Annotated in this window: 21 protein-coding genes and 1 tRNA gene; 7 read left to right on the top strand and 15 right to left on the bottom strand. The window is 61.0% G+C overall.

Translation table 11 applies throughout. From position 1 onward, the window contains the following. Positions 1–2: 2 nt before the first annotated feature. The 6 genes from LZK81_RS01770 to LZK81_RS01745 all read right to left on the bottom strand — a co-directional run bounded on the left by LZK81_RS01770 (position 3) and on the right by LZK81_RS01745 (position 5769). Entirely contained in the window at positions 3–395 is a 393-nt protein-coding gene (locus LZK81_RS01770; RefSeq protein WP_046602964.1) for a cytidine deaminase, read from the bottom strand. A 4-nt stretch (positions 396–399) separates the two neighbouring features. Beyond that, on the bottom strand, positions 400–1371 hold the full coding sequence (locus tag LZK81_RS01765) for an ABC transporter permease (RefSeq protein ID WP_046602963.1): 972 nt from the start codon (positions 1369–1371) through the stop codon (positions 400–402). A gap of 4 nt (positions 1372–1375) precedes the next feature. Further along, a complete protein-coding gene (locus LZK81_RS01760; RefSeq protein ID WP_233955005.1) occupies positions 1376–2479 on the bottom strand; it encodes an ABC transporter permease in 1104 nt (367 codons plus the stop codon). Positions 2480–2570: 91 nt separating this feature from the next. Then, a complete protein-coding gene (locus tag LZK81_RS01755) occupies positions 2571–4094 on the bottom strand; it encodes an ABC transporter ATP-binding protein (RefSeq protein WP_233955004.1) in 1524 nt (507 codons plus the stop codon). A 76-nt stretch (positions 4095–4170) separates the two neighbouring features. Further along, positions 4171–5163, bottom strand: coding sequence for a BMP family lipoprotein (locus LZK81_RS01750; protein WP_046602960.1), 993 nt, complete (start codon positions 5161–5163; stop codon positions 4171–4173). Between the two features lie 252 nt (positions 5164–5415). Continuing rightward, entirely contained in the window at positions 5416–5769 is a 354-nt protein-coding gene (locus LZK81_RS01745; protein ID WP_233955003.1) for a hypothetical protein, read from the bottom strand. A 195-nt stretch (positions 5770–5964) separates the two neighbouring features. On the opposite strand from LZK81_RS01745, the gene LZK81_RS01740 reads away from it, so the two are divergent. The 3 genes from LZK81_RS01740 to LZK81_RS01730 all read left to right on the top strand — a co-directional run bounded on the left by LZK81_RS01740 (position 5965) and on the right by LZK81_RS01730 (position 9420). Beyond that, a tRNA-Ser gene (locus LZK81_RS01740) sits at positions 5965–6054 on the top strand. A 458-nt stretch (positions 6055–6512) separates the two neighbouring features. Beyond that, complete coding sequence (locus tag LZK81_RS01735; protein ID WP_046625493.1) at positions 6513–7502, top strand: cytochrome-c peroxidase; 990 nt, start codon at positions 6513–6515, stop codon at positions 7500–7502. A 10-nt stretch (positions 7503–7512) separates the two neighbouring features. Further along, positions 7513–9420, top strand: coding sequence for a methyl-accepting chemotaxis protein (locus tag LZK81_RS01730; protein WP_233955002.1), 1908 nt, complete (start codon positions 7513–7515; stop codon positions 9418–9420). A 509-nt stretch (positions 9421–9929) separates the two neighbouring features. Here the strand turns inward: LZK81_RS01730 and LZK81_RS01725 are convergent. Then, a complete protein-coding gene (locus LZK81_RS01725; protein ID WP_233955001.1) occupies positions 9930–10259 on the bottom strand; it encodes a hypothetical protein in 330 nt (109 codons plus the stop codon). A 236-nt stretch (positions 10260–10495) separates the two neighbouring features. Here LZK81_RS01725 and LZK81_RS01720 point away from each other — a divergent pair, with 236 nt between their 5' ends. The 3 genes from LZK81_RS01720 (at position 10496) to LZK81_RS01710 (ending at position 14303) form a co-directional block, all read left to right on the top strand. Then, complete coding sequence (locus LZK81_RS01720; protein ID WP_233954999.1) at positions 10496–11920, top strand: phosphomannomutase; 1425 nt, start codon at positions 10496–10498, stop codon at positions 11918–11920. A 30-nt stretch (positions 11921–11950) separates the two neighbouring features. Continuing rightward, positions 11951–13378: a mannose-1-phosphate guanylyltransferase/mannose-6-phosphate isomerase gene (locus LZK81_RS01715; protein ID WP_233954998.1), complete on the top strand. Its 1428-nt coding sequence runs from the start codon at positions 11951–11953 to the stop codon at positions 13376–13378. Positions 13379–13490: 112 nt separating this feature from the next. Then, positions 13491–14303 carry an FkbM family methyltransferase gene (locus LZK81_RS01710; RefSeq protein ID WP_326491502.1) on the top strand — a complete coding sequence of 271 codons (813 nt, stop codon included), beginning with the start codon at positions 13491–13493 and terminating at the stop codon, positions 14301–14303. Between the two features lie 90 nt (positions 14304–14393). On the opposite strand, the gene LZK81_RS01705 is transcribed toward LZK81_RS01710, so the two are convergent. Together LZK81_RS01705 and LZK81_RS01700 are read right to left on the bottom strand one after the other, a co-directional pair. Continuing rightward, positions 14394–15401 carry an NAD-dependent epimerase/dehydratase family protein gene (locus LZK81_RS01705; protein ID WP_233956424.1) on the bottom strand — a complete coding sequence of 336 codons (1008 nt, stop codon included), beginning with the start codon at positions 15399–15401 and terminating at the stop codon, positions 14394–14396. A gap of 100 nt (positions 15402–15501) precedes the next feature. Continuing rightward, a complete protein-coding gene (locus LZK81_RS01700) occupies positions 15502–15897 on the bottom strand; it encodes a response regulator (protein ID WP_037079848.1) in 396 nt (131 codons plus the stop codon). A gap of 318 nt (positions 15898–16215) precedes the next feature. Between LZK81_RS01700 and LZK81_RS01695 the strand changes: the two genes are divergently transcribed. Then, positions 16216–16614 (top strand): DUF1236 domain-containing protein, encoded by a 399-nt coding sequence (locus tag LZK81_RS01695; protein WP_233954995.1) that lies wholly within the window; start codon positions 16216–16218, stop codon positions 16612–16614. 89 nt (positions 16615–16703) lie between these two features. Here the strand turns inward: LZK81_RS01695 and pncB are convergent, their stop codons facing one another. The 6 genes from pncB to LZK81_RS01665 all read right to left on the bottom strand — a co-directional run bounded on the left by pncB (position 16704) and on the right by LZK81_RS01665 (position 23427). Next, entirely contained in the window at positions 16704–18008 is a 1305-nt protein-coding gene (gene pncB, locus LZK81_RS01690; protein WP_046602952.1) for a nicotinate phosphoribosyltransferase, read from the bottom strand. A gap of 164 nt (positions 18009–18172) precedes the next feature. Then, positions 18173–18502, bottom strand: coding sequence for a hypothetical protein (locus LZK81_RS01685; RefSeq protein WP_052756771.1), 330 nt, complete (start codon positions 18500–18502; stop codon positions 18173–18175). 81 nt (positions 18503–18583) lie between these two features. Beyond that, positions 18584–19534 carry a 2-hydroxyacid dehydrogenase gene (locus tag LZK81_RS01680; protein WP_046609451.1) on the bottom strand — a complete coding sequence of 317 codons (951 nt, stop codon included), beginning with the start codon at positions 19532–19534 and terminating at the stop codon, positions 18584–18586. Between the two features lie 26 nt (positions 19535–19560). Further along, a complete protein-coding gene (locus LZK81_RS01675; RefSeq protein ID WP_233954994.1) occupies positions 19561–21189 on the bottom strand; it encodes an ABC transporter ATP-binding protein in 1629 nt (542 codons plus the stop codon). Positions 21190–21193: 4 nt separating this feature from the next. Further along, positions 21194–22342 (bottom strand): ABC transporter permease, encoded by a 1149-nt coding sequence (locus LZK81_RS01670; protein WP_233954993.1) that lies wholly within the window; start codon positions 22340–22342, stop codon positions 21194–21196. Beyond that, complete coding sequence (locus tag LZK81_RS01665; RefSeq protein WP_046602947.1) at positions 22342–23427, bottom strand: microcin C ABC transporter permease YejB; 1086 nt, start codon at positions 23425–23427, stop codon at positions 22342–22344. Before LZK81_RS01665 ends, LZK81_RS01670 begins: the two co-directional genes overlap by 1 nt. Positions 23428–23477: the final 50 nt, after the last annotated feature.

The following is a 23477-nucleotide window of genomic DNA, read 5'->3' as shown; positions in this document are numbered from 1 at the left end:
CCTCAGCCGATCACGTCGGTTTCGAAAGCAAAAGGCAGGAGCTCCGTCATGGTGACGGTCTTCTGCACGCCGAGATCGTCGCAGAGATAGATGCGGGTATCGGCGGAGGCGAACTCGGCGATCTTTTGCCGGCAGCCGCCGCAGGGCGAGCAGAGCGCCAGCTTTTCGGCGATCACCGCCAGTTCGACGATCTTCTTTCCCCCGCCCATGATCATTGCGCCGATCGCCGTCGGCTCGGCGCACCACCCCTGAGGGAAGGAGATGTTCTCGATATTCGCGCCAAGATAGACCTTGCCGTCATCGGCGCGGATCGCCACGCCCACCGGAAATTTCGAGTAGGGGGCGTGAGCCTTGGCCATCGCGTCGCGGGCGGCTTCGAAAAGGTCGTGGGACATCTTATCAACGCTCCTTGGTATAGGGCACGCCGCCGGCCTTGGGCGGACGAGCGGCGCCGATGAAACCGGCGAGCAATACGCAGGTGAGGATATAGGGCAGCGCCTGGAAAATCTGTACCGGCACTTCGCCGATCAGCGGCAGTGACTTGCCCTGCATGAAATTGGCGAACGCATCGAGGAAACCGAAGAGCAGGCAGGCGAGCATGACCGGCACCGGCTTCCACTTGGCGAAGATCAGCGCCGCGAGCGCGATATACCCCTTGCCGGCCGACATGTTGTTGATGAAGGCGGCCGATTGGGCGATCGACAGGTAGGTGCCTGCGAAACCGCAGAGGAATCCGGCGACGATCAGCGAGCGATAGCGCATCCACGCAACCGAAATGCCGGCGGTATCCACCGCACCCGGATTTTCACCCACGGCGCGCAGACGCAAGCCGAAACGGGTGCGGTAGAGAACCCACCAGGAGATCGGCACCATCAGGAAGGCGATATAGGTGAGGATGTTGTTGCCGGAGATCACGTTGACATAAAGCGGGCCGATGATCGGCACATCGCGCATCATGTCGGCGCCCGGCAGGACGATGGAAGAGAAGCGGCCCTCGGGCGGCACCTGCCCCGTGCGCCCGCCCTGCCTGAACCAGGCCTGGCCGAGCACGATCGTCAGACCGGCGGCAACGAAGTTCAGCGCCACGCCGGAGACGATCTGGTTACCGCGGTTGGTGATCGAGGCAAAGCCGTGCACGAAGGAAAATACGATCGACACACCGATGCCGCCGAGCAGGCCGAACCAGGCATTGCCGGTCCAGTAGGCGACGCAGGCTGCCGCGAAGGCGGAGGCCAGCATCTTGCCTTCCAGGCCGATATCGAAAATGCCGGCGCGTTCCGAAAAGAGGCCGGCAAGCGCCGTGAACAGAAGCGGGATCGAAAGGCGAACCGCCGAGCCGAGAATGCTGATGAAAATATCGAAATAATCCATGAGCCTACTTCCCGGTGAGCTGCTGGTAGAGCCGGACGATGGACGGGCGCAGCATGTATTCCAGCGCACCGGCGAACAGGATCACCATGCCCTGGATGACGACGATCATGTCGCGGGTGATGCCCGGCATGTCGAAGGAGAGTTCGGCCCCGCCCTGATAGAGAATGCCGAAGAGGAGCGCCGCCAGGATGATGCCTGCCGGATGATTACGGCCCATCAGCGAGACGGCGATGCCGACGAAGCCGGCGCCCCCGACGAATTCGATCTGCAGGCGGGCGGAAGCGCCCATCACCGGGTTCAGCGCCATCATGCCGGCAAGGCCGCCGGAGATCAGCATGGTGATCATGACGATCTTGGAATAGCGGACGCCGGCGTAACTCGCAGCCGTCGGGCTAATGCCGAGCGTGCGCATTTCATAACCGAGTTTCGTGCGCCAGATCAGTACCCAGACCAGGAAGCACATGATCAGCGCGATCAGGAAGGAGAAATTGAGCGGGGCTGCGCCGATCTTGCCACCGAACGCGGCGATCAGCCAGTCGAGCTTGGGAAGCTGGCCGCCGGGCAGGAAGGTGCGGGTTTCCGGCGCCATCTTGCCAGGCACGATCAGCAGGCGCACCAGCATGTAGTTCATCAGCGACGAGACGATGAAATTGAACATGATGGTGGTGATGACGATATGGCTGCCGCGCTTGGCCTGCAGCCAGGCGGGAATGGCGGCACAGGCCGCACCGAACAGCGCAGCGCCGATCACCGCGAAAGGCATGGTGACATACCAGGGCACATAGCGGTCCATGGCGAGCGCCACCAGCGCGGCGCCAAGACCGCCGAGATAGGCCTGGCCTTCCGAACCGATGTTGAACAGGCCGGCATGGATCGCGACCGCCACCGAAAGGCCGGTGAAGATGAAGCTCGTCGTGTAGAACAGCGTGAAACCGATGCCCTCGCCACGGCCGAGCGCGCCGATCAACAGCAGCTGCAGCGCCTCGAACGGGCTTTCGCCGATCGCCCAGACGACCAGGCCGGAAAAGAAGAAGGCCAGGACGAGATTGAGCAGCGGAATGAGGCCGTAATTGATCCAGGCGGGAAGCGGAACGGATGCGGTGCTCATGCCCCTGCCCTCGTCCGCCGTGCTGCCGCCGAAAATTCAATCATTCCATGCTCCGGATGGGTCATTGCTTCAAGCGTCATTGCTCCAGGCATCATGCGGCGATCCCGGCCATCATCAGGCCCAGCGTCTGTTCGCCCGCCTCGCTCGACTTTTCGCCGACGATCTTGCCAGCGAACATCACCAGGATGCGGTCGGAGAGCGAGCGGATCTCATCGAGCTCCACCGAGACCAGCAGCACCGCCTTGCCGGCATCGCGCATCTCGATAATCCGCTTGTGGATGAATTCGATGGCGCCGATATCGACGCCGCGGGTCGGCTGACCGATGATCAGCATTTTCGGATCGCGCTCTATCTCGCGCGCCACGACGATCTTCTGCTGGTTGCCGCCCGAGAAATTGGCGGTCCGCAACCGCGGGTTCGGCGGGCGGATGTCGTATTTGACGATCTTCTCCTCGGCATCCTTCCTCATCGCGTCGATATCCAGCAACGGGCCGCGGCCGTATCTGGGATCGCGGTGATAACCGAGGATCGAGTTTTCGTATTCCTCGAATTTCAGGACCAGGCCCATGTGGTGGCGGTCTTCGGGGATATGCGCAAGCCCGAGATCGCGCAGGCCCGCCGGATCGACACCGGCGACGGGCTTGCCATCGATGAAGATCTCGCCGGACGACGGCTTGCGGATGCCGGCGATCGCTTCGAGGAGCTCCGACTGGCCATTGCCGGCGACGCCCGCGATGCCGACGATCTCGCCGGCGCGCACGTCGAAGGAGACGTTATCGACCATGGTGACGCCGCGGCTGTCCTTGACCGTCAGGTTCCTGACCGACATCAGGACCGCTCCCGGATGGGCCGTGCCCTTTTCGACGTGCAGCAGGACGCGACGGCCGACCATCAGCTCGGCGAGCTCTTCGACGGTCGTTTCGGCGGTCTTGCGGGTCGCGACCATTTCGCCGCGGCGCATGACGGACACCGTGTCGGTGATCGCCATGATCTCGCGCAGCTTGTGGGTGATGAGGATGATCGTCTTGCCCTGATCGCGCAGCACGCGCAGGACCTTGAAAAGATGATCGGCCTCCGGCGGGGTCAGCACTCCGGTCGGCTCGTCAAGAATGAGGATGTCGGCGCCGCGATAAAGCGCCTTCAAGATTTCGACGCGCTGCTGGCTGCCGACCGGCAGTTCCTCGATGACCGCATCCGGATCGACCTCGAGGCCGTAATCATCCTCCAGCCGCTTCAGTTCCTTGCGGGCGCTGGCAACGCCCTTGGCGAGGAGCTGGCCGCCTTCGGCGCCGAGCATGACGTTTTCCAGCACGGTGAAATTCTCGACCAGCATGAAGTGCTGATGCACCATGCCGATGCCCACAGCGATCGCTGCCTGGCTATCCCGGATCGTCACCGGCTTTCCCGAAATGCGGATTTCCCCATGGTCGGCCTGGTAGAAGCCATAAAGGATCGACATCAGGGTCGATTTGCCGGCACCATTCTCCCCGATGATACCGTGGATCGAACCTTTGGCGACCGTCAGATTGATGTTCTTGTTCGCGTGTACCGTACCGAATTTCTTGTCGATGCCGACAAGCTCGATCGCGGGCTCCTTCGGAGAATCGAGGCTCAATGGTTCGCCCTTCCGCCTGATATGCAAAAAGGGCGCGTGGCGATCATCACCGCCCTGCGCCCCTCAAAACCCGACCTTACTTGTTGCAGGCTTTGTTCGACATGTAGTCGTGCACCTTGATGGTGCCGGCGATGATGTCGGCCTTGGCCTTTTCAACAGCGGTCTTCATTTCAGGCGTGATCAGTGCCTTGTTGTTGTCGTCGAGCGCGTAGGCAACGCCGTCCTCCTTGACGCCGAGAGCCTGGATGCCGGCCGTGAACTTGTCTTCCTTGGTGTCCTTGAAGGCATTGTAGACGGCGAGATCGACGCGCTTGACCATCGACGTCAGAACCGAACCCGGATGCAGGTGGTTCTGGTTGGAATCGACGCCGATCGACAGCTTCTTGTTGTCAGCAGCGGTCTGCAGCACGCCGAGGCCGGTTGCGCCGGCAGCCGCGTAAACGACGTCGGCGCCCTGATCGATCTGGTTCTTGGTGAGTTCGCCGCCACGGACCGGATCGTTCCAGGCAGCACCGGTCGTGCCGGTCATGTTCTGGAAGACCTGCGCATCGGGCTTGGCCGCCTTGACGCCCTGGACATAACCGCAGCCGAACTTGCGGATCAGCGGGATATCCATGCCGCCAACGAAACCGACCTTGCCGGTCTTCGACGCCATGCCGGCGAGAAGGCCGACGAGGTAGGAACCTTCTTCCTCCTTATAGAGGATAGAGCGGACGTTCTTCAGGTTGACGACGGAATCGACGATCGCGAACTTGGTGTCCGGGAACTCGGCCGCGACCTTTTCCATGGCCGAGGTCCAGGCGAACGATACGGCGACCACCGGGTTGAAGCCGCGGCTTGCGAAGTTGCGGATAGCCTGCTCGCCCTGGGTGTCGCTAGTCGGTTCGAAATCCCGGAAGTCGATCCCCGTTTCCTTCTTGAACCTTTCGGCGCCGACGGAAGCGGCTTCGTTGAAGGATTTGTCGAACTTGCCGCCCGTGCCATAGACCAGCGCCGGCTTGATATCCGCGGCAAGCGCGGTTGCCGACATGGCAGCCATGGCAATGAGGCTCAAAAGGGTTTTCTTCATCGTGCAGCCCTGTTTTTTAGCTGTTAGGTCCCCCCGCAATCCCGTTCTCCGGGCATGTCTGCGGCCACCGGCCCTTTTTCTTCAAGGGTCTGGCTTCGGTCACTCTTGCACGGGTTTCGGAAAAATTCACGAGATTTTTTTCAACTGGTAAAAAACAACGAACCTGCTGAAAACTTCGACAATGCTGTGGAAAAACTGCACAAACACGCGGCTTTAGGCGCGACCTCGGGGGAATTGACACGACCAGCCTCTTCAGGCGGAAAACCGCCCCGCAAAATGCGGCCTGCTGTATCCGGCCATCCAGAAGATCAGGGCGATTGCCAGAAACACCACGAATGCCGGCTGCGCCAGCAACGGTGTCACGAAGGGCCGCCAGATATCCTGACTGAGGTATGTGCTCACGACGAATTCCGCGAGCGTCAGGCTTTCGGGATCAAGATTGAGCCAGGCGTTGCCAAGGCTGGTCAGCACCACCGACGAGGATGACACGGACTGGATCGAATCCAGCGTGCCGGCAACGATCGCAGCAACCAGCGCAAGCCCGCTGAGCAGATGGAAAACGAACCGTATGACTGCCATTCCGAACAAGCCCGCGTCGTTGATCACGGTCGCGCCGCCTGCAGCACGACGGCGTTTATGGCAGAAGAAATAGTCCGCGCGCCGAAGCTTGGCAACGCGGCCAACCGAGTTTTCCCGCCCACTGTCAAAAAACGTTCAGATTCGGGTTGATCCCGGGGAATTGATCGGTATATATCGCGGCCGTTCCAACGCTTTGCTTCTCAGACGACGCAAAGCAACCAAGGACAGGTGGCCGAGTGGTTTAAGGCGCACGCCTGGAACGCGTGTGTGCGTGAAAGCGTACCGTGGGTTCGAATCCCACCTTGTCCGCCATTGGCTTCTTAAATAGCTTTTTCTGCTGAATATTTTCTGGCAGGGCTAATCCCTCGATTGCCCCGCATCCCCGCTCAGATGGTGTTCGGGCCGAACAGCGGCCTCATTCCTCGGAACCATCGCGAAATTTCCAGGAATCATTCGATCCCGCCGGCATCGGTTGTGTGCCTGCAGCCGTATCGCCATTCGGAGATGGAGGACAAAGACGCAAGAACGCGCATCGCGCGATGCCGTCGAACCAAGGCATGTCAGGCTCTTCAACGACCCGCCCGACACGAACGCGGTGTTGAAGCCGCTTCTTATCATTTGCCAATTTTTCAATAATAGGTTGAGTTAGAAATTCGTTATGCAAATATTTTACTCTTTCTGGTTACTTTCCTTCCAGACGACAACCGGATGACTCAACCCAAGCTAGTCCGGTCTTCGAGCGCTAAGTTCACCTTCTGGATAATTCAGCCATGCGCCTTTCGGTTCTCTGCATCGCCCTCTTCGCAGCCGTGTCATTCCAAGGCGCGACAGCTGGCAATCTTGCCGATTTCAAGCGGCCTCTCGCGATTCCCTTCGACAAGGTGACGCCCTATTCGTTGCAGTTGGCGACGCTCGGAAAGATGTTGTTTTTCGATCCGCGGCTGTCGGGCGCGAAAAACATGAACTGCGCCAGCTGCCACAATCCGTCCTTCGGGTTCGAGGTGCCCGTCAAGACGCCGGTGGGTGCAGCCAACACACATCTGTCCCGGCAGGCACCGACAATTCTGAACGTTGCGTGGACCACTTCCCTGTTCTGGGATGGTCGTGCGCCAACGCTCGAGGCGCAAGCCGCAGGACCAATCACGGCACCCGCGGAGATGAACGGCAAGCTTGACCAGATTGTCGCCGATCTGCGAGACATTTCCGACTACGACAACTGGTTCAAGCAGATATTCCCGGACAAGGGCGCGACGCAGGAGACCCTGTTGGCGGCGATCGCGACCTATGAACGCACCGTTGTCTCCGCGTGGTCGCCGTTCGATCGCTGGGTGGACGGCGACCAGGCCGCGGTCTCGGACAGCGCCAAGCGCGGGTTTGAACTTTTCACCGGCAAAGCAAATTGCTCGGTTTGTCACACAGGTTGGAATTTCACCGACCACAAGTTTCACAATACGGGACTGGTCACAAGCGACATAGGGCGCGGCAAGCTGGAACCGAACAATCCCAAGGCCCTGTACGCTTTCAAGACGCCCAGTCTTCGCAACACTCTTTATCGAGGGCCCTATATGCATAACGGCAGCCTGGCGACCATGGAGGACGTGATTGCCCACTACGAAAGCGGCGGTGCCGAAAGTCCGTCACGCTCGGATCACATATCCCCATTTTTCGTGACCGATCACGAGCGGGAAGACCTGATCGCTTTCCTGAAGACCCTCACTCCCGAGCAGCAGGATTTGCTCCTGCCGACCTTACCAAACTGAGTAGCACACCATGGCACTTTCAGTCCGATTCCAAATCCTTCTTCCCCTCATTCTCTCCATTCTCGCGGGCCTGGGTGCTGCCGCTCTCGTCGGATCGCAGGCGATCGACGGCCAGGCGCAGGTGGAACGCGTCGTGCAAGACGCAATCGCCGCCAAGACGCTGGCTGCAAGGACCGGAGCACAGTTCGAGAACGTGTCAGGCGTGGTCGCAAATCTCCTGGCGATGACGACGTTTGTTTCGGTCGAAGAGGTCAAAAAGCGGTTTGACACGACAAATGGCGCCTTGGAGACGACGCTTGCCGAGTTCAACCGCAATTCGCTGTCGCCTGCCGTTTCCGACAACGTCAAAAATCTCACCGAACTGCATGCTGCATGGCGCAGCAATGTGCGTATCATGCTCGGACTCGATCACTCGAACGCTATTCCGACGGCCGAGCAGCTTACCCGCTCGCGCACGGCCATATTGGCAAAGATCCTCGACATCAACACGGTTGTGGACAAGGCAGCATCCGACAGGGTTGCGTCAGCCGGCGACACGCTTGAGACCGAGATACGCAACGAACTGACGACCGCCGCCGCACTCGCGGTGGTGGGCATCGTCATTCTGCTGTTCGTCGCCCAGCGGATTGCCGGTCCGATCGTGCGGATCACCGCGTCTATGAAGCTGCTTGCGGGCGGCAACATCGAGGTCGTCGTGCCAAAACGTCGGGGCGCCAAGGAAATTCGCGCCATGATCGATGCCCTGGCCGTATTCCGTGAAAATGCCCGAATGCGTGATACCTTGGAGAAGGACGCGCAATCCCAGACCGCCAGTCTCGCAAATGTCTCGGCGGAAGCCAGGCTGCTGCAGAGCCAGGTGCGCGGCGTTGTCAACAAGGCCACCGAGGGCGATTTCTCCGGTCGCGTCAACGGTCCATTCGACCGTCCCGAACATCACGAGCTGGCTCAGAGCCTCAATACGCTGATATCGAGCTTCGAAGGCGGGCTCAACGAAACCAGCCGCGTCCTGGATGCACTTGCCAATGCCGACCTGACGATCCGGTTCGAAGGTGTCCACAAAGGCGCATTTGCCGAGCTTCAGAACAATGCGAACGCCGTAACGAGCCGCCTCTCGGCGGTCGTGTCACGCCTGGCCGACGCTTGCGCGTCCGTCTCGGCATCCAGCGACGAGATTCTGCGTGGAACCACCGAATTGAACGGGCGGTCTACACGTCAGTCGTCGATGCTTCAGACAACGGCTGTGACAACAAACGCTGTTGCCGAAACCGTCGGCCAGAACTCCAAGCGTGCGGGTGAGGCCACCAGCGTGATTTCGGATACCAGCCACATGGCTGAAAACGGCAGCCAGGTCATGAACGGCGCGGAAAGCGCCATGGCGCAGATCACCGTCTCCTCCGGCAAGATCTCCGAAATCATCGGGGTCATCGAGGATGTCGCATTCCAAACAAACCTGCTGGCGCTCAACGCAGGTGTCGAAGCTGCGCGTGCCGGCGAAAGCGGGAGAGGATTCGCGGTCGTCGCAACCGAGGTGCGCTCTCTCGCCCAGTCGACTGCCAATGCTTCCAACGAAGTAAAAGCGCTCATTCAGAAAAGCCAGGCGGAGGTGAAGGCAGGCGCAGAACTGGTCCGCCAGGCGAGCGAGCAGTTTTCCCAGATCGTCTCGTCCATCGCATTCGTCTCTTCGCTTTCCAGCCAGATAACCAGCGAGAGCAACAATCAAAGTGCCAACCTTCGGCAATTGTCGAGCGCGATGAAAGATCTCGATGAGCTCAATGCCCATAGCAACCGGCTCGTTGGTGACCTTTCAGCCTCCACCGAGAGGACGAGCCGGGAAATGGAGGCACTGGCCGAGATCGTCAATCTGTTCCGCATCGACAATCGGGGGCAATCCCGCGCCAGATCGGAGCGGGCTGCTTGAGACAGGCGGCGCCGTAGGGCCTTGCGCTGTCGATAGGGGCGGGGTTTTCACCGGAAAACTCTGCCGCGGCCGGCAACTCTCACGGAACATGAACGCAGCCGTCAGCCTTCGTTCATTTTCCGCGGCCTACCTTCCCGGAAACCGCCAATCCAGCGGCCAATCCGAAGGAGGAGAAAATGAAAAAGTTCATTGCCGCCTGCATCATCGGGCTAGGATGTCTTACCACGACCGCGGCCCCGACCCTCGCCGATAGTTTCAGCATAACGATTGGCGATCGAGGATATCGGCCCGGACACCACTATCGGCCGGGCTACCATCGCTACCATCGCCCGTACTACCGGCAGTATTCCAGGCACCATTACCGACCGCACTGCAGGGTCCGGAGCGTCGAATACCGCCATCACGGGCGGTGGGTCACCAAGACGACGCGCGTCTGCAGATAAATCGATTCCGAGCCGCCAGACCCCGCAAGCCATGTCGGGGTCGGCTGGTTCGCGGCGCACTCTGCATTATTGGGAGATCGAAAAGCTGACCTGCTGCCAACGGCGCAGTTGCGGATCGAAAGCGACCACGAGTTCAAAATCCCTGCGGTCCAGGCCCTTGTCGGTGTTGATGTCGGCATAGCCGCCCATGGAGAACCGGCAATCGGCGATCCAGCGGAAATTGCCCCAGGCAACATCGACGATATCGGGGCGTTGTTGGACGAGCTGGCGCGACTTCTCGAACGCGAGGCTTCCCGGGCACCTCTGGTCTTCGGTCGTCTCGCCCACGGCCATGAGAAACGCGAGGCCGGCAATCGGTACCACGAAGGCGACGCTCTTTACGATATTCGCTTCCATGACGGCTCTCCCAAGCTTCGAACCCGAAGCAGCCGAACTCAAGAACAGGGCCTAAACATCCGGAACAAGGCCTGATCATGCCGTAAAGGATAACATCATTTCGGCTGGCCCGCCAAGCTTTGTGGAAAGAGCTTATGGCACTACACCGCCGATTTGGGGTATTGCCAATTTCAACTTTATCTTCATAGGAAATGAACTAGGACGATCATCCTTGGAGTCTCCTTGATGGATATCGCATGAAGTTCGGAACGAGCGGCCTTCGGGGCCTTGTGAGTGACCTGGAGGGCCGAGCATCATCCCTCTACACCCAGGCCTTTGCCCGGCATCTCCTGGAAACGGGTGCTGCCCGGCCGGGTGATGCGGTGCTGGTCGGCCGCGATTCCCGCCCGTCTAGCCCCGACATTGCCGCCACCTGCATCGGAGCGCTGAAGCGCGCCGGCCTTTCGCCGATCGACTGCGGCGCGGTGCCGACGCCGGCGCTGGCGCTCTACGGACTTCAGCTCAAGGCCGCATCGCTGATGATCACCGGCTCGCACATCCCCGCGGACCGCAACGGCATCAAGTTCTACCGACCGGATGGGGAGATCGACAAACAGGACGAGATGCGGATCACCGCGATCGCCGCCGAACTGGACAGAAGCGAGATCGATTCGACGCCCGGCGAAGCGCCGGATCATTCGGCGCAAGCCGAGGCGCTGTTCCTCGCCCGCAATGCGACCATGCTCCCGGAGAGAGCGCTCGCCGGTCTCAAGGTCGGCGTCTACCAGCATTCGACGGTCGCCCGGGATCTTATGGTCCAGGTTCTCGAAGGTTATGGCGCAGACGCCGTACCGCTCGGCCGCTCCGAAGAATTCATTCCGGTCGACACGGAAGCGGTCTCGATCGAGACGATCGACCTCCTCAAGGGCTGGGCGCGCGAACATGGGCTCGACGCGATCGTCTCTGCCGATGGCGACGGCGACCGGCCGCTGGTTTCCGACGAAACGGGAGAACCGCTTCGCGGCGACCTTCTAGGCCTGATCGCGGCAAAGTTCCTGAAAGCGCGGGTCGTCGTGACCCCCGTCACCTCCAATTCGGGCATCGAGGCCGCTGGTGATTTCGAAGTGGTTCGCACCAAGGTCGGATCGCCGTTCGTCATCTCCGGCATGCTCGCAGCACTCGAAGCCGGCAAGACGGGCGTCATGGGTTTCGAGGCGAATGGCGGGCTTCTGACCGCGTCACCTTTCGAAACCAGCACGGGCACGCTCTTATCGCTTCCGACCCGCGACAGTTTCCTGCCGGTGCTGGCGACGCTTGTCCTCGCTGCCCGTGAAAAGAAGCCCCTGTCGCAAGTGGCCGCCGGTTTCCGCCTCCCGTTTGCGGCGGCCGATCGGCTCGAAAATTTCCCGGTCGAGACCAGTGCCGCGCTGATGGCCTATCTCAGGCAATCCGACGACAATCTTGCAGCCTTCCTTGCGCCGATTTCGACAGTCGCCGCCAAAAGCGATATCGATGGCCTGCGGGTGACGCTCGCAGACGGGCGCATCGTGCATTTCCGGCCATCGGGCAACGCACCGGAAATGCGCTGTTACGTGGAAGCCGGGACGGAAGACAAGGCGAAGGCCTTGTTGCATGAGGGGTTGAACCTCATCCGCGCCTGGGCTTCAAAGCTAGAACGATAATTTTGGACGAGAATTGCCGGAGATATTGGAATGAATAGCAAGATCATCCCCGTCATCATGGCCGGCGGCAAGGGCACGCGGCTCTGGCCGCTGTCGCGCGCCAGTGCGCCGAAGCAGTTCATCCAGTTCATCGGCGACCAGACGCTGTTCCAGGCGACGCTGTCGCGCGTTTCGGACCAGAAGCTCTATGAGGCTCCCGTCGTCATCACCAACGAGGATTTCCGGTTCCTTGTCGCCGAACAGGCGCGCGAACTCGGCATCAAGCTTTCCGGCATCCTGCTCGAGCCCGTCGCCCGCAACACGGCCCCGGCCGTCGCAGCCGCTGCCGCCTTCGTCGAGAGCCGGTTCGGCGAGGACGCCGTCCTGCAGGTGCTGGCCTCGGATCACGAGATCACCGCGGATGCCGGTTATTTCGAGGCGATCCGCATCGCCAAAGAGACGGCCCTTTCCGGCAAGCTCGTGACCTTCGGCATCGCGCCGACGGAGCCCGCCACCGGTTATGGTTACATCGAGATTGGCGAGGCGCTGCCAGCCGGCGCCTGCAAGGTCAAGCGTTTCGTCGAAAAGCCGGTATTGGCCGAGGCGGAGAAGATGCTGTCGGCCGGTGGCTTTGCCTGGAACTCCGGCATCTTCATGTTCAAGGCCGGGCAGGTGCTGAGCGAACTTTCCACCTTCGCGCCCGAGGTCGAGGCGGCCGCGCGCGCCGCACTTGCCAAGGCTTCGAACGATCTCGATTTCACCCGCCTCGACACGCAGGAATTTGCCGCAAGCCCGGATATCTCCGTCGACTACGCGCTGATGGAGAAGACCTCCAACGCGGCGGTCGTGCCCTCATCGTTCACCTGGTCCGATCTCGGAAGCTGGGACGCCGTCTGGAAGCTCGGCGCCCGCGACGAGGCCGGCAACGTCACCTCCGGCAAGACGACGCTGATCAACACCAGGAACTCGCTCGTCATGTCTCGCACCAGCCATCTCGCCGTTCAGGGCCTGGATGGCGTCGCCGTCATCGCCAGCGAGGACGCCGTCTATATCGGCCGGCTGGAAGACAGCCAGGATGTCGGCAAGATCGTCAAGCAGCTCGCCGCGGCCAAAGCGACCGCAGCACTGACCGAAACCCATCCGACCTCCTATCGTCCCTGGGGTGGCTATACGTCGGTGCTCAACGGCGATCGTTTCCAGGTGAAGCGGCTGTTCGTGACGCCCGGCAAGAAGCTCTCGCTGCAGAAACATCACCACCGCTCGGAGCACTGGATCTGCGTCAAGGGCACAGCGGAAGTGACGATCGGCGAGGAAACCCGGATCGTCAGGGAAAACGAGTCCATCTATATTCCGCAGGGCGAAGTGCACCGGCTCGCCAATCCGGGCAAGATCATGCTCGAAGTGATCGAGGTGCAGACCGGTTCCTATCTCGGCGAGGACGACATCATCCGCATCGTCGACGAGTTCGGGCGCGGCTGAGGCTTTCGTAAGTTAAAGGCAGCCTGTCAGGCTACTTTCTGTGCAGCTCTGAGACTGGCGGATTATCCGCCGATAGTGGAAAGGGTATCGCATGCGCCCCCGGAATATCCTGTTGTCTGCATCAGCGCGAAGCATCGGATCGCTGCTGCACAACCCTTCCCTTCAAAGTAAAATATTCAACGCCGTGCGGCTAAACCGCCCCGAGGTGACGGGTTGGCTGCAATCCGAGGACTTGTCGTTCATGGCATACTCGATTGCGAGGCGCCGGAAATCCAAGGCGCAAATATTGCAGGATCTGTGGGTTTGTTATGAGCTCGGGGAAAAGAGCGGTGGGTTCTTTGTCGAGTTCGGCGCGACAAATGGACTGATCAACAGCAATACGTGGTTGCTTGAGAACGAACTCAATTGGCGCGGAATCCTGGCGGAGCCAAATCCCGTCTGGCATGCCGCACTTGCGAGAAACCGGATGGTTCATATCGAACATCTATGCGTGTCTTCCAAGTCGGAAGAAGTCGTGAGGTTTCTGGCCATGGACGGCGTCGATCCTGAGCTCAGTGCGATCGCGTCTTTCGCTGACGGCGATCACTTCGCCGACGTTCGCAAGGGCGGAACCGCTCTCGACATCAGGACGATCTCTCTGAACGATCTGCTCGACAAATATGACGCTCCGCGAGAGATCGACTATATTTCCATCGATACGGAAGGCAGCGAACTCGATATCCTCTCCGCTTTCGATTTTTCCCGACGACGTTTCAGTCTCATTTCGGTCGAGCAAAATTCCAAGACCGAGAAGGGTATCGAAGAACTATTGCGGCGAAACGGCTACACCCGCGTTTTTCCGCAGTTCTCGCAGTGGGATGGATGGTATGTTTCCTCGGAACTGAGGTCGGGAGCATCCTTCGAGATCGCCGCGCCATTGGTTTAAGGCATGAAGCGCCGAGTAGCCGAGTCGTCAGGACCGCTACAGTGTTTTCCGGCGCCGGTTCTCGGCATGCACCTTTTGGCAGGAAGCGGCTCAGTCGATCTCGTGGCGGTGGTCGAGATACCATTGAACGAAGGCCTTGACGCCTTCCTCCAGACCGATCTCCGGCTTGCGGCCCGTAAGTGCGACGAGAAGATCGGGGCTGGCGAAGGTTCTCGGCACATCGCCCTTCTGCATCGGCAGCATCTTGCGCTTGGCCGGTTTCCCCATGATCCGTTCGATGGTTTCAACGAAATCGAGGAGCCCCGATGGCTGGCCGCCGCCGATATTGACGACGCGGAACGGTGCCTGATGGGAGAGCGTATCGATGTCCGCGACGCGATTGTCCTCGCCGGGATAGACCTTGGACAGGTCGATGATCGAATTCACCAGGTCGTCGATATAGGTGAAGTCCCGGCTCATCTTGCCTTCGCCGTAGATCTCGATCTCGCGATCCTCGATCATCGCCTTGACGAACTTGAAGAGCGCCATGTCCGGCCGGCCCCAGGGACCGTAGACCGTGAAGAAGCGGAAGGCGGTTATCGGCACCTTGTAGAGATGGGCGTAGCTGTGCGCCATCAACTCCGAGGCCTTCTTGGTCGCCGCATAGAAGGTCAAGGGTTCGTCGGCGCGGTCGCTTTCGCGGAAAGGAACGTCCGGGTTGGCACCGTAGACCGACGACGTCGAAGCAAGCATCAGATGGCCGACGCCGTAATTGCGGGCAATCTCCAGGATATTCCAGGAGCCGATGAGATTGGAATCGAGATAGGCCTTGGGATTTTCAAGACTGTAGCGAACACCGGCCTGGGCGGCGAGGTGGATCATCACATCCGGCTTGAAGTCCTCGACCGACTTGTCGAGCAGCGATTTGTCTTCCAGCATGCCTATGACCGGGCGGAAGGCAGGGAATTGCGCGAGCCCGGCATTGCGGGCTTCCTTGAGGCGCAGGCTGTAATAGGGCGTCATCCCGTCGAAGCCTAGAACCTCGTGCCCATCCTCCAGCAGGCGTCGCGCCAAGTGGAAACCAATGAAGCCTGCCGTCCCGGTGATGAAGTAACGCATGTATGACCCGCTGTCGCTCTGGGGCGATCCCATAGCGCGGATATCCGGCCCTGTCATCTGGGGCAGAAGTTATTTAAACCGCCGGATAGTCAGGCCGCCCTCAGTGAAAGAGCCGCAGCCGCGCCGGCGGCACGCCCGGCCGGCCATTCTTGCGATCGACGGCGAACTGGATGAGGTCCATCGAAGCCTGGTCGGTCATCGGTTTTGCCATTACGCCGAGGACCCCGGAGACGCCCGCCGCCACCAGCCCCGGATTGCCGGTGATCATGATCACCACGATGCCGTATTCCGCCAGCGCCTTGGCGATCTCGGGGCCGGTCTCGCCGTCGGCAAGGCGCACATCTACAAAGGCTATATCCGTGTCACGGGTATAGTTCAGCGCCACCGTCATGTCGGGTGCTATTCCGACGACGTCATGGCCGCTTCGATGGATGGCGTCTTCGATATCCATCGCGACCAGCAAACTGTCTTCGACGATCAGGAAACGATATTCCAACGGCAGATCCTCCCAGACTGAAGGAGGCAAATGAACTCCGATCGCTGCTTGGCAATAGGAGCAGGGTCCCGATATCGATTTTTTGATCTAGATCCCTGGCGTCGAACCGCCGCGCCGGCTGCCAGGCCGATAGATTTGCCGGAACGGAGGTCGTGAAGGCTAACGTTGCCGGCTCAGTTTTGGCGAGCGGAACATGGCTACATCCCGAATACCTCCTCGCTCAAGATTTCAGACCCTTACGAAAGGTGACCGGCAGGCAGGAACCACTCAAAAACTGGCGGGTTAGCTCTTCGGAAGTTCAAGAAAAGGAGAAGACCCATGAAGAAGATCATTCTCGCATCCTGCGCCATTCTCGCCGCTTCCTTCGCGACACAGGCCGGAGCCCAGCAGGGCACCGTCAACGGTGCAGCCGGCGGAGCCGTTACCGGTGCCATCGTCGGCGGTCCAGTCGGCGCCGCGGTGGGTGGGGTCGTCGGCGCCGTAGCCGGTACCGCGATCGATCCGCCACCGCGCGAAGTCGTCACCTATGTGCAGGAGCAGCCTGCCCCGACCACATCCGTGGTGGTCGAACAGCCGATCGCTGTGGGCAAGCCGATCCCGCAGAGCGTCGTCGTGACCCCGGTGCCCAGCAATCCGAAATATGCCTATACGGTCGTCAACAACCAGCGCGTGATCGTCGATCCGCAGACCCATACAGTGGTTCAGGTCATCCGGTAAGCGAAGGCTCCGAATTCCTCTTAAGCCAGCCAACGCAGACAGGCTCCGCCCATTTCCGGCGGGGCCTGTTCCCGTTTTCGAGCAGTGGATTAGACCAGCACAACCTGATCGACGCGATCTTCCTGGCCGAAGAACTTCAGATAGCGTTCCACCTCGGCCGGATCTCCGGTCGCCTTGCGCGGATTGTCGGAGAGTTTCACCGCCGGGCGGCCATTCGCCTCGCTTACCTTGCAGACGATGGAGATCGGCATCAGACCGGCAATCTCGTGCGGCGCGCAGCCGGCGAAATCGTTGGTCAGGTTGGTGCCCCAGCCGAAGCTCATGCGCACGCGGCCTTCGAAATGCCGGTAGGTATCGACGATCGCCTCGACATCCAGCCCGTCGGAAAAGATCAGCAGCTTGTCCTTGGGATTGCGGCCCATCTTCTTCCACCAGGCGATGATCTTTTCGCCGCCCTCGACCGGTGGCGCGCTGTCGGGGCGGAAGCCGGTCCAGTCGGCCACCCAGTCCGGCGCATCGCGCAGGAACGCCGCCGTGCCGAAGGCATCCGGCAGGACGATCAGCAGGTTGCCGCCGTAGAGCCGGTTCCAGTCCTTCAGGACCTGATAGGGCGAGGCGCGCAGCTGCTCGTCGGTCTCCGCGAGAGCAGCAGCCACCATGGGCAGCTCGTGCGCATTGGTGCCCACGGCTTCGAGATCGGAGTCCATCGCCAGCAGAACGTTGCTGGTGCCGGTGAAGGCCGGGCCGATGCCTTCCTTGAGCGCCTCGACGCACCAGCGCTGCCACAGGAAGCTGTGACGGCGGCGCGTTCCGAAATCGGAGATGCGCAGGCCCGGCAATGCCTGCAGGCGTTCGACCTTTTCCCACATCTTGGCCTTGGCCCGCGCGTAGAGCACGTCGAGCGTGAAGAAGCCCAGCGAGCGCATGGCAGAACGGGAACGCAGTTCGTTGATGATCGCGAGTGCCGGAATTTCCCAGAGCGTCGTCTCCATCCACTTGCCGTGGAAGGTCAGCTCGTACTGGCCGTCGCGCTTCGAAAGCTCGTATTCCGGCAGCTTGTAGGTGGACAGCCAGTTCAAGAATTCCGGCTCGAAGATCTGCTTGCGGCCATAAAACGTGTTACCCGCAAGCCAGATCATCTCCTTCTTGGACAGGCCGACGGTGCGGGCATGGTCGAGCTGTTCGCGCAGCGCGCCCTCGTCGATCTCCTCCGCCAGCTTGACGCTGGTCGTGCGGTTGATCAGCGAGAAGGTGGCGTCGACATCCGGATAGAGCTTCCAGATCATCTGCAGCATCAGGAGCTTGTAGAAATCCGTATCGATCAGACTGCGGATGATCGGGTCGAGCTTCCAGGTGTGGTTATACACCCTGCTGGCGATATCGGTCTTTGTCATGCCTGCCCCTGCCCCGGCCCTCCCGGGCCGGCTCCGCCGATTCGATGCATAGGGAGGCAGCGGCTGATCAACCTCCGGGCATTTTTATCGAAAAAAATGCAGACTAAGTCCAGACGCAATTCGGCCGCGAAAGGTCGCGGCCGAATAAATCAGGATGATGCCGGTCAGTTGCCGGTCTGGGAATTGGTTGCCGGCGGCGTGGCAGCCGGCGGGGTGGAGGGACTGGCGGTCGGCGGCGCATTCGGGTTCTGGGGCGTCGTGCTGCCAGCCGGCGGCGTTGCGGTCTGCTCTGCCGGCGGTGCGGTGCTTCGACCGTACCACTCGGCGCCGGCCCAGGCGACCATTGCCAGGATGAGGCCGGCAATCAGTACCTTCAGCACCGGTGCACCCCAGCTTCCCTGCCGCGCTTCCGTAGCGGTCTCAACAACCGGCGGCGAACCGATCGGGTTCGGATGACGGGTTTCGGCTTCCTGGGGATCGAAACGAGTGTTCATGATTTCGCTCCTTGTTCGGCCGGAATGCCCGGCTCATGCACAAGAAACGGTCGGCGGAAACGAATGTTCCGGCAGCAAGGCTCAGTAGCCTGCCCGGCGATCCACGACGTGCTGCAAGGGGTCGCCCGCCTCGTAGCGTTCCATCTGGGCCTCCGCATTGCGAAACAGCGCCCTCACATCGGAGGCGGAAGCCGCATGGGGCGTAATGATGACGTTGTCCGTCGCCCAGAGCGGGCTATCTGCGCCGAGCGGTTCCTTCTCGAAGACATCCAGCGATGCGCCGCCGAGAATGCCGTTATCGAGCGCTGCAACAAGATCGCTCTCCACCTGGCTGCCGCCGCGTCCGGCATTGATGAAGACCGGCTTGCCCAAGGCCCCGCCCTGGCGAAGTTTTGCAAACAGGGAGGCATTGAAGATGCCGCGCGTATCCGGCGTCAGCGGCAGGAGGCCGACCAGAATGTCCGTGCGGGCGAGGAAAGCATCGAGCTCGCCGCCGTCGAAGGTTTCGACACCCTCGATGGTCTTTTTGCTGCGCGACCAGCCGACGACATCAAAACCCATGATCTTCAGTTTCCGGACCGCGTCCTGGCCGAGCACGCCAAGGCCCATGACGCCGACGGTCAGATCCTTCGCTTCCGGTTGGGAGAGTTCGCGCCACCGGCGTTCGCGCTGCTGTCCGAGATAGGCCGGCACCTGCCGCAGGTGGCTCAGGGCCTGCAGCACGACCCATTCGCTCATCCGCGTCGTCAGGCTTTCGTCGACGAAACGGACGATCGGGACGTCAGGCAGGCCGGGCATGGTCAGGATATAATCGACGCCGGCGCCGCCGGAAAACAACACCTCCAGCTTCGGCGCCCGCTGGAAGAGGTCCGGGTCCGGCTTCCAGATCACCGCGTAGCGCGCCTCGGACATGTCTACTCCCGGATCGGAGGCGTGCAGCACAGTGCGACCGGCAAAAGCGTCGGCGAGTGCGGCATCGACCTCGCGGCGTTCGAACTTGAGATCGACGACGACCGGATGTTTGGCGGGCATGGACAGATTGACCTTGATTGCTGTGATTACTGGTTGATGGCTTCGATTTCGACGGCTTCCAGATTGAAGGCCGCCGCCATCAGGGCGCGGGTATAGTCCTGCTTCGGCGCCTGGAAAATCTGGTCCGCGGGGCCTTCTTCCACCACCTTGCCGAGGCGCATGACGATGACGTGGTTGGCGAGCGCCTTCACGACCTTCAGATCGTGGCTGATGAAGAGATAGGCGAGATCGTGCTTCTTCTGCAGGTCGCGCAAGAGATCGACGACCTGCGCCTGGACGGTCATGTCGAGCGCCGAAGTGGGCTCGTCGAGCATCACGAAACGCGGTTTCAGCACCATGGCGCGGGCAATCGCGATACGCTGGCGCTGGCCGCCGGAAAACTCGTGCGGATAACGCCAGCGGGTCGCCGGATCCAGGCCGACTTCGCTCAAGGCCCAGGCGACACGCTCGTCGCGGCCATCGGCGGAAAGCGACCGTTCATGCACCTTCAGCCCCTCGGCGACAATATCGCCGACCGACATGCGGGGGCTCAGCGATCCATAGGGATCCTGGAAGACCACCTGCAGACGGTCGCGGAACGGGCGCATCTCCTTGAAGGAGAACTTGTCGATGTCCGTTCCGACGAAGGCGATGCGGCCCTGCGAGGAGATGAGCCTTGCGAGCGCGAGACCGAGCGTCGTCTTGCCCGAGCCGGATTCGCCGACGACGCCGAGCGTCTCGCCGGCGCGCAGTTGGAGATCGACGCCATCGACGGCCTTCACATGATCGACCACTTTGCGCAGGAAGCCCGCCTTGATCGGGAACCAGACACGGATATCCTTGCCTTCCATCACCACCGGCTTGGAAGGATCGGCCGGTGGTGGCTCACCGCGGGGCTCGGAGGCGAGCAGATGGCGCGTATAGGTGTGCTGCGGATTGGCGAAGACATCCTCCACCGTGCCGGTCTCGACGATCTTGCCCTTGGTCATGACGCAGACGCGATCGGCGAACTTGCGGACGATGCCGAGGTCGTGGGTGATGAACAGCATGGACATGCCGTGCTCGCCCTTTAGGCCACGCAGAAGGTCAAGAATCTGCGCCTGCACGGTGACGTCGAGCGCCGTGGTCGGTTCGTCGGCGATCAGCAGTTTCGGGCGGTTGGCGAGCGCCATGGCGATCATCACACGCTGGCGCTGGCCGCCGGACAGCTCGTGCGGATAGGCTTTCAGCCGCTTTTCCGCTTCGCGGATGCCGACCTGGTTCAGGAGTTCGAGCGTGCGGATACGCACTGCCTGGCCGTTGGTTCCGTGGTGAAGCTCAAGGATCTCGCCGATCTGCTTTTCGATCGAATGAAGCGGATTGAGCGAGGTCATCGGCTCCTGGAAGATCATCGTGACGTCGTTGCCGCGCACACGGCGCAGTTCCGGCTCGGACGCCTTCAGCATATCCTTGCCGTCGAACAGGATCTCGCCGGACGGATGGCTTGCGGACGGATAAGGCAACAGCTTGAGGATGGAATTGGCCGTTACCGACTTGCCGGAACCGGATTCCCCCACCAGCGCCAGCACCTCGCCGGGGTGGATGTCGAAAGAGACCCCGTCGACGGCGATCGAGGTATCGCCACCCTGGTGGAAGGCCACGGAGAGATCGCGGATGGAAAGAAGCGGCTCTGTCATCGGCTCACCCGAACGTCTTTCTCGGATCGAAGGCATCGCGCACGGCCTCGCCGATGAAGATCAGCAGCGACAGCATGATCGACATGGTGAAGAAGGCGGAGAAGCCGAGCCATGGCGCCTGCAGGTTGTTCTTGCCCTGCGAAATCATCTCGCCGAGCGACGGAGAGCCCGCCGGCAGGCCGAAGCCCAGGAAGTCGAGCGAGGTCAGCGTCGCGATCGAGCCCGACAGGATGAAGGGCAGGAAGGTCAGCGTCGCGACCATGGCGTTCGGCAGAAGGTGCCGGGACATGATCGTCCAGTTGCCGACGCCGAGCGCACGGGCGGCACGGACATATTCGAAATTGCGGGCCCGCAGGAATTCGGCGCGCACCACGCCGACGAACCCGACCCAGGAGAAAAGCAAGAGGATGCCGAGCAGGACGAAGAAGCCAGGCGGCAGGATCGAGGCGATGATCAGCAGGATGTAGAGAACCGGCATGGAAGACCAGATCTCGATGAACCGCTGCATCAGAAGATCGGTCCATCCACCGAAATAACCCTGCACCGCGCCGGCCGTCACGCCGATTACTGCCGAGCAGATCGTCAGCACCAGGCCGAACAGGACGGAGATGCGGAAGCCGTAGATCATGCGGGCGGTTACGTCGCGTGCCTGGTCGTCGGTGCCGAGCCAGTTCAGATTGCCGAGGATGCAGTTCGGGTCCTGATCCTTTTGCGGATAGGCGGCGCAGCGATCCGCCTTCTCCATCAGCCAGAAGGGTTCTGTCGGCGCCGAATGGGGGATGTTGGAATTGACCGTCTGGTAGGAATAGCGGATCGGCGGCCAGACCATCCAGCCGTTCGCCTCGATTTCCTGCTGGATGTAATCGGAGCGGTAATCGGTCGTTGCCAGGAAGCCGCCGAACTTCTCCTCCGGGTAATCGACGACGACCGGGTAGAGGATTTCGCCCTTGTAGGAGGCGACGATCGGCCGGTCGTTGGCGATGAATTCCGCAAACAGGCTGAGCACGAAAAGGACCATGAACAGCCAGAACGACCAGTAACCGCGCTTGTTGGCACGGAAATTGGCGAGCCGCCGCCGGTTGGTCGGCGAAATCCAGGGCCGCTTCTGCGGCGGTGCCGCCTGCCCGGTGGTCTTTGCGGCGGTCGCCTCCATCAGACATCCCTCCGCTCGAAATCGATGCGCGGATCGATCCAGGTATAGATCAGGTCCGAAATCAGGCTGACGAACAGGCCCATCAGAGAGAAGATGTAGAGCGTGCCGAAAACGATCGGATAGTCGCGATTGACGATCGCGAGATAACCGAGGCGCCCCAGCCCATCCAGCGAGAAGATGTTCTCGATCAGCAGCGAACCGGTGAAGAAGGCGGAGATGAAGGCGCCCGGGAAGCCAGCAATGACGATCAGCATGGCGTTGCGGAAGACGTGGCCATAGAGCACCTGCCGCTCGTTGAGGCCTTTGGCGCGCGCCGTCGTCACATACTGCTTCTTGATCTCGTCGATGAACGAGTTCTTGGTCAAAAGCGTGGTGGTGGCGAAGGCCGAAAGCGACATGGCGATCAACGGCAGTGTCAGGTGCCAGAAATAGTCGATGACCTTTTCCCACCAGGAAAGTTCTGAAAAATTGTCCGAAACCAGGCCGCGCAGCGGGAACCAGTCGAAGAAGGAACCGCCTGCGAAGAGCACGATCAGCAGGATGCCGAACAGGAAGCTCGGCACCGCATAACCGATGATGATCACGCCGGAGGTCCAGACGTCGAAGGTCGAGCCGTCCTTGACCGCCTTGCGGATGCCCAATGGAATCGAGATCAGGTAGGAGACGATCAGGATCCAGAAGCCGAGCGAGATCGACACCGGCATCTTGTCGATGATCAGATCGAGCACCGAGGTATTGCGGAAGAAGCTCTCGCCAAAGTCGAAGCGGATGTAGTTCCACATCATTTCGAGGAACCGCGTCGCGGGCGGTTTGTCGAAACCGAACTGCTTCTCGAGCTTGGCGATGAATTCCGGGTCGAGGCCCTGGGCGCCGCGATAGCGGCTTTCCTCGCCTCCGCTCTGTTGCTGGAGCAGTTCGCCGCCACCGCCGGAAAGCCGGTCGCCGGTATCCTGGCCCTGTATCTGGGCGATCACCTGCTCGACCGGGCCGCCCGGCGCGAACTGCACGACGAGGAAGGAAATCGCCATGATACCGACGATCGTCGGTATCATCAGCAGAACACGGCGGAGAATATAGGCGCCCATCAGAGCTCCCTGCCTGGCGGGCGGGCTTTCGTCTCAGCGCATATTCCAAT

Origin of the sequence: Neorhizobium galegae, from assembly GCF_021391675.1 — a bacterium.
GTDB lineage: Bacteria > Pseudomonadota > Alphaproteobacteria > Rhizobiales > Rhizobiaceae > Neorhizobium > Neorhizobium galegae_B.
This window is presented reverse-complemented; position numbering and strand designations above follow the sequence as displayed.

Coding starts and splice junctions, on each gene's coding strand:
- LZK81_RS01770 (WP_046602964.1), bottom strand. CDS start 395: ATGTCCCACGACCTTTTCGAAGCCGCCCGCGACGCGATGGCCAAGGCT.
- LZK81_RS01765 (WP_046602963.1), bottom strand. CDS start 1,371: ATGGATTATTTCGATATTTTCATCAGCATTCTCGGCTCGGCGGTTCGC.
- LZK81_RS01760 (WP_233955005.1), bottom strand. CDS start 2,479: ATGAGCACCGCATCCGTTCCGCTTCCCGCCTGGATCAATTACGGCCTC.
- LZK81_RS01750 (WP_046602960.1), bottom strand. CDS start 5,163: ATGAAGAAAACCCTTTTGAGCCTCATTGCCATGGCTGCCATGTCGGCA.
- LZK81_RS01735 (WP_046625493.1), top strand. CDS start 6,513: ATGCGCCTTTCGGTTCTCTGCATCGCCCTCTTCGCAGCCGTGTCATTC.
- LZK81_RS01730 (WP_233955002.1), top strand. CDS start 7,513: ATGGCACTTTCAGTCCGATTCCAAATCCTTCTTCCCCTCATTCTCTCC.
- LZK81_RS01725 (WP_233955001.1), bottom strand. CDS start 10,259: ATGGAAGCGAATATCGTAAAGAGCGTCGCCTTCGTGGTACCGATTGCC.
- LZK81_RS01720 (WP_233954999.1), top strand. CDS start 10,496: ATGAAGTTCGGAACGAGCGGCCTTCGGGGCCTTGTGAGTGACCTGGAG.
- LZK81_RS01715 (WP_233954998.1), top strand. CDS start 11,951: ATGAATAGCAAGATCATCCCCGTCATCATGGCCGGCGGCAAGGGCACG.
- LZK81_RS01705 (WP_233956424.1), bottom strand. CDS start 15,401: ATGCGTTACTTCATCACCGGGACGGCAGGCTTCATTGGTTTCCACTTG.
- LZK81_RS01695 (WP_233954995.1), top strand. CDS start 16,216: ATGAAGAAGATCATTCTCGCATCCTGCGCCATTCTCGCCGCTTCCTTC.
- pncB (WP_046602952.1), bottom strand. CDS start 18,008: ATGACAAAGACCGATATCGCCAGCAGGGTGTATAACCACACCTGGAAG.
- LZK81_RS01685 (WP_052756771.1), bottom strand. CDS start 18,502: ATGAACACTCGTTTCGATCCCCAGGAAGCCGAAACCCGTCATCCGAAC.
- LZK81_RS01680 (WP_046609451.1), bottom strand. CDS start 19,534: ATGCCCGCCAAACATCCGGTCGTCGTCGATCTCAAGTTCGAACGCCGC.
- LZK81_RS01675 (WP_233954994.1), bottom strand. CDS start 21,189: ATGACAGAGCCGCTTCTTTCCATCCGCGATCTCTCCGTGGCCTTCCAC.
- LZK81_RS01670 (WP_233954993.1), bottom strand. CDS start 22,342: ATGGAGGCGACCGCCGCAAAGACCACCGGGCAGGCGGCACCGCCGCAG.
- LZK81_RS01665 (WP_046602947.1), bottom strand. CDS start 23,427: ATGGGCGCCTATATTCTCCGCCGTGTTCTGCTGATGATACCGACGATC.